General features: G+C 64.5%; 3 protein-coding genes. All 3 read left to right on the forward strand.

All coding sequences use genetic code 11. The annotated features are described in order from the left end of the window. Window positions 1-272: 272 nt before the first annotated feature. Window positions 273-749 carry a LysR family transcriptional regulator gene (locus Q0Q02_RS23495; RefSeq protein ID WP_293813214.1) on the forward strand — a complete coding sequence of 159 codons (477 nt, stop codon included), beginning with the start codon at window positions 273-275 and terminating at the stop codon, window positions 747-749. Window positions 750-1139: 390 nt separating this feature from the next. Beyond that, a complete protein-coding gene (locus Q0Q02_RS23500) occupies window positions 1140-2927 on the forward strand; it encodes a peptide ABC transporter substrate-binding protein (RefSeq protein WP_293813216.1) in 1788 nt (595 codons plus the stop codon). A gap of 218 nt (window positions 2928-3145) precedes the next feature. Then, window positions 3146-3510 (forward strand): tripartite tricarboxylate transporter substrate binding protein (locus tag Q0Q02_RS23505; RefSeq protein WP_293813218.1); only part of this gene is annotated, 365 nt, incomplete at its 3' end.

The raw sequence follows: 3510 nt of genomic DNA on the forward strand, positions 1-3510 counted from the left end.
GCGGCTGATCATCGAGCCGCTTCTCGAGGTTCGGCGTGTATTGCGGGAAGCCGTAAATTCTTGATGGCGAACGGTTCGAGAAGCGGGTCGCGCGGCGCGCCGAGGGGTCGATCCGGGATGGCAACCGTTGTCCTCATCGAATGGCTTCCCTGTTGTCGGACCGGAGCGGGACGGCTACACGATTTCCGTCCGGCAGGTGCGAAACCGCGACACAGCTGAGTATGTCCAGCAATGGTGGCGGCAAGCCTGGAACCGGACCAGATTGAAAAACCTTGGGAGAAGCATACGCTGAGCATATAGCTCAGCTTTCCCGCCTTATCCCCTCCGCGCGCGGACTCCTGGTTTTCGAGGCCGCTGCCCGCACCGGCAGCTTCACGGCCGCGGCGGCGGAATTCAACGTCAGCCAACCCTCGATCAGCCGCAGCGTCGCTGAGCTGGAGGCTGCGGTGGGCGCCCGGCTCTTCGAGCGGCGGGCACGCGGGCTCGAACTGACCGCGGACGGCAGCGATCTCTTCGGCGTCGTCGGCGAGGCCGTCGGGCGCATTGCCGATGCGGTCCAGGCGGTCTCCGACTGCTCCCGGAGCTCCGGAAGATCGTCGCGCGAAGCGGCCATGTCACAGCGTCGTCGTGCTACCTTGGATTTGACGAGGCATCGGCAGCTTGCCGTCGGCATCGGGAACCCCGCCCCGCTCGGCCATCGCCGCGATCGGAGGCGGATTCTTCCAGGCCTCTTCGTTTCGCGTCGCTGAGCGTCCGCTCGTGAAGAAGAGCGCGCTCAAACCGATCAGGAAGATGAAGGTCGCGTATCGCGTGAACATAACTCCCCGCAGCAACATGTTCGCGGGGCAGCAATCGCCGGGAACTCTCAAATTGCGTTCAATCCGGATCGTAAAATTGCGCGCAACCCACCATTGATCGCGCGGGAAATGCCGATCAGGCCGTGGCCATCCGGTGTGACGCAGGGATGGAGGCCCTTACGTCAGCTGCCGCTTTGCGATGCGCGTCGCCGTCTCCTCCGACATGTTGGATCTTTTCGCCGACTGGACGCACGCGCCCGGCCATGCATTGCTGGCGCGCCAACGAAAACACGGCATCGAATGCCGGGGGCACCGATTTGCTGAAAAGGTGGAGGGAATCTCATGAAGGAAGAGGAAATCCGCGGCCTGGTCGCGGGTGTGAAGGACGGTTCGCTGTCGCGACGATCCTTCATCCAGAAGATGGCGGCCGTGGGCATCACGGCGCCGATGGCGAGCCAGATCCTCGTCTGGAACGACGTCGCGATGGCCCAGCCGGCCGATACCTACAAGCCGACCAAGGCCGGTGGCGGCGGGCCGCTCAAGATCCTGCTCTGGCAGGCGCCGACGCTGCTCAACCCGCATTTCGCCTCGGGCACCAAGGATCAGATCGCCTCGCGCATCTTCTTCGAGCCGCTCGCCGGCTGGGACAAGGATGGCAACCTCGTCCCGCAGCTCGCGGCCGAGATCCCCAGCAAGGCCAATGGCGGCCTCTCCGCCGACGGCAAGGAAGTGATCTGGAAGCTGAAGAAGGACGTGCAATGGCATGACGGCAAGCCGTTCACAGCCGACGACGCCGTCTTCACCTGGGAATATGCCGCCGATCCGGCGACCGCCGCCTACACCACGGGCTCCTACACCAATATCAAGGTCGAGAAGATCGACGCTCACACCATCAAGGTGATCTTCAAGGAAGCGACCCCGTTCTGGGCGGACCCCTTCGTCGGCGTCGCCGGCATGATCATCCCGAAGCATCATTTCGGCGAGTACAAGGGCGCGAAGTCCCGCGAGGCACCGGCCAACCTGAAGCCGGTCGGCACCGGCCCCTACAAGTTCGTCGACTTCAAGCCCGGCGACATCGTGCTCGCCGCGCGCAACGAGAACTACCACGTCAAGAACAAGCCGCAATTCGACACGCTCGAGGTCAAGGGCGGCGGCGACGCGGTTTCGGCGGCGCGCGCCGTGCTCCAGACCGGCGAATTCGACTATGCCTGGAACCTGCAGGTCGAGGACGAGGTTCTCAAGCGCATGGAAGCCGGCGGCCGCGGCAAGGTCGTGGCGGTGAAGGGCGGCGATGTCGAGTTCATCATCCTGAACACGACCGATCCGTGGACCGAGGTCGACGGCGAGCGCTCCAGCGTCAAGACCAAGCATCCCTCGCTCAGCGACCCGGCCGTGCGCCAGGCGATGAACCTGCTGATCGACCGCGACTCGATCGAGAAGTTCATCTACGGCCGCGGCGGCGTCGCGACCGCGAGCTTCGTCAACGAGCCCAAGCAGTTCAAGTCGACCAAGCTCAAATACGAGTTCAACATCGACAAGGCCAACAAGATCCTCGACGACGCCGGCTGGAAGAAAGGTGCCGACGGCATCCGCGAAAAGGACGGCAAGAAGCTCAAATACGTCTACCAGACCTCGATCAACGCCCCGCGCCAGAAGACCCAGGCCATCATCAAGCAGGCCTGCCAGCGCGCCGGCATCGATCTGGAACTGAAGTCGGTGACGGCCTCGGTTTTCTTCTCGTCGGACGTTGCGAACCCCGACACCTACACCAAGCTCTACGTGGACATGGAAATGTACACGACGACGCAGCCGCAGCCCGATCCGGAGCGCTTCCTCAACCAGTTCGTCTCCTGGGAGATCGCCAACAAGGAGAACAAGTGGCTGGGCCGCAACGTCTCGCGCTGGTCCGATCCTGCGGCCGACGAGGCTTACAAGGCCGCCCAGAAGGAGCTCGACCCGGTCAAGCGCGCCGCGTTCCTGATCAAGGTCAACGAGATCTTCTGCGAGGCCAATGTCATCCTCCCGGTCCTCTCGCGCACGGTCGTCGGCGCCTCCGCCAACAACCTGACGCCCGACATCTCCGGCTGGGAGGTCACGACCTGGAACCTGGCGAGCTGGTATCGCACCTGATCGCCGTCCGCGGTCCGGAGGCCGGAACATCATCCGGTCTCCATCCAGCCTTGCCTCGGCCCGAACCGGGCCGGGGTCATCTTTCACAGTCGGATCCGATCGGTCGTGCCGCCGATGAAGCGGCATGGCGCCCCACCGACGCCCGCTCCTGTTCTCCTGAACCCTGCCCGCTCGAAGGCAGGGGCCGAAAAGCGCCGTACCAAGGGAGAAGCACCAGCATGACGACAAAACGAGACCTGATCCTCGCAACTGCGGCCTTCGCGCTGCTGACGGCAGCGCCGGCATTGGCGGAGACCTGGCCGCAGCGGCCGATCACCTTCATCGTGCCCTTTCCGGCCGGCGGCGGCACCGATGCCTTCGCGAGACCGCTGGCCGCCCAGCTCGACCAGCAGCTCGGCCAGCGCATCATCATCGAAAACCGCGGCGGCGCCGGCGGCACGGTCGGCGCATCGGCCGCGGCGCGGGCCAAGGCCGACGGGTACACCTTCTTCGTTGGAGCAGCGCATCACGCCATCGCGCCGGCGCTCTATCCGAAGCTCGACTACAACATCCAGACCGACTTCATCCCGATCGCCGTCATCGC

The sequence above is a fragment of the uncultured Allobosea sp. genome, from assembly GCF_945956895.1.
In the GTDB taxonomy this organism is placed as follows: domain Bacteria; phylum Pseudomonadota; class Alphaproteobacteria; order Rhizobiales; family Beijerinckiaceae; genus Allobosea.

What these genes read in the sequence shown, in the direction of transcription:
- Q0Q02_RS23500 (WP_293813216.1), top strand. Translation starts at nt 1,140, where the DNA reads ATGAAGGAAGAGGAAATCCGCGGCCTGGTCGCGGGTGTGAAGGACGGT.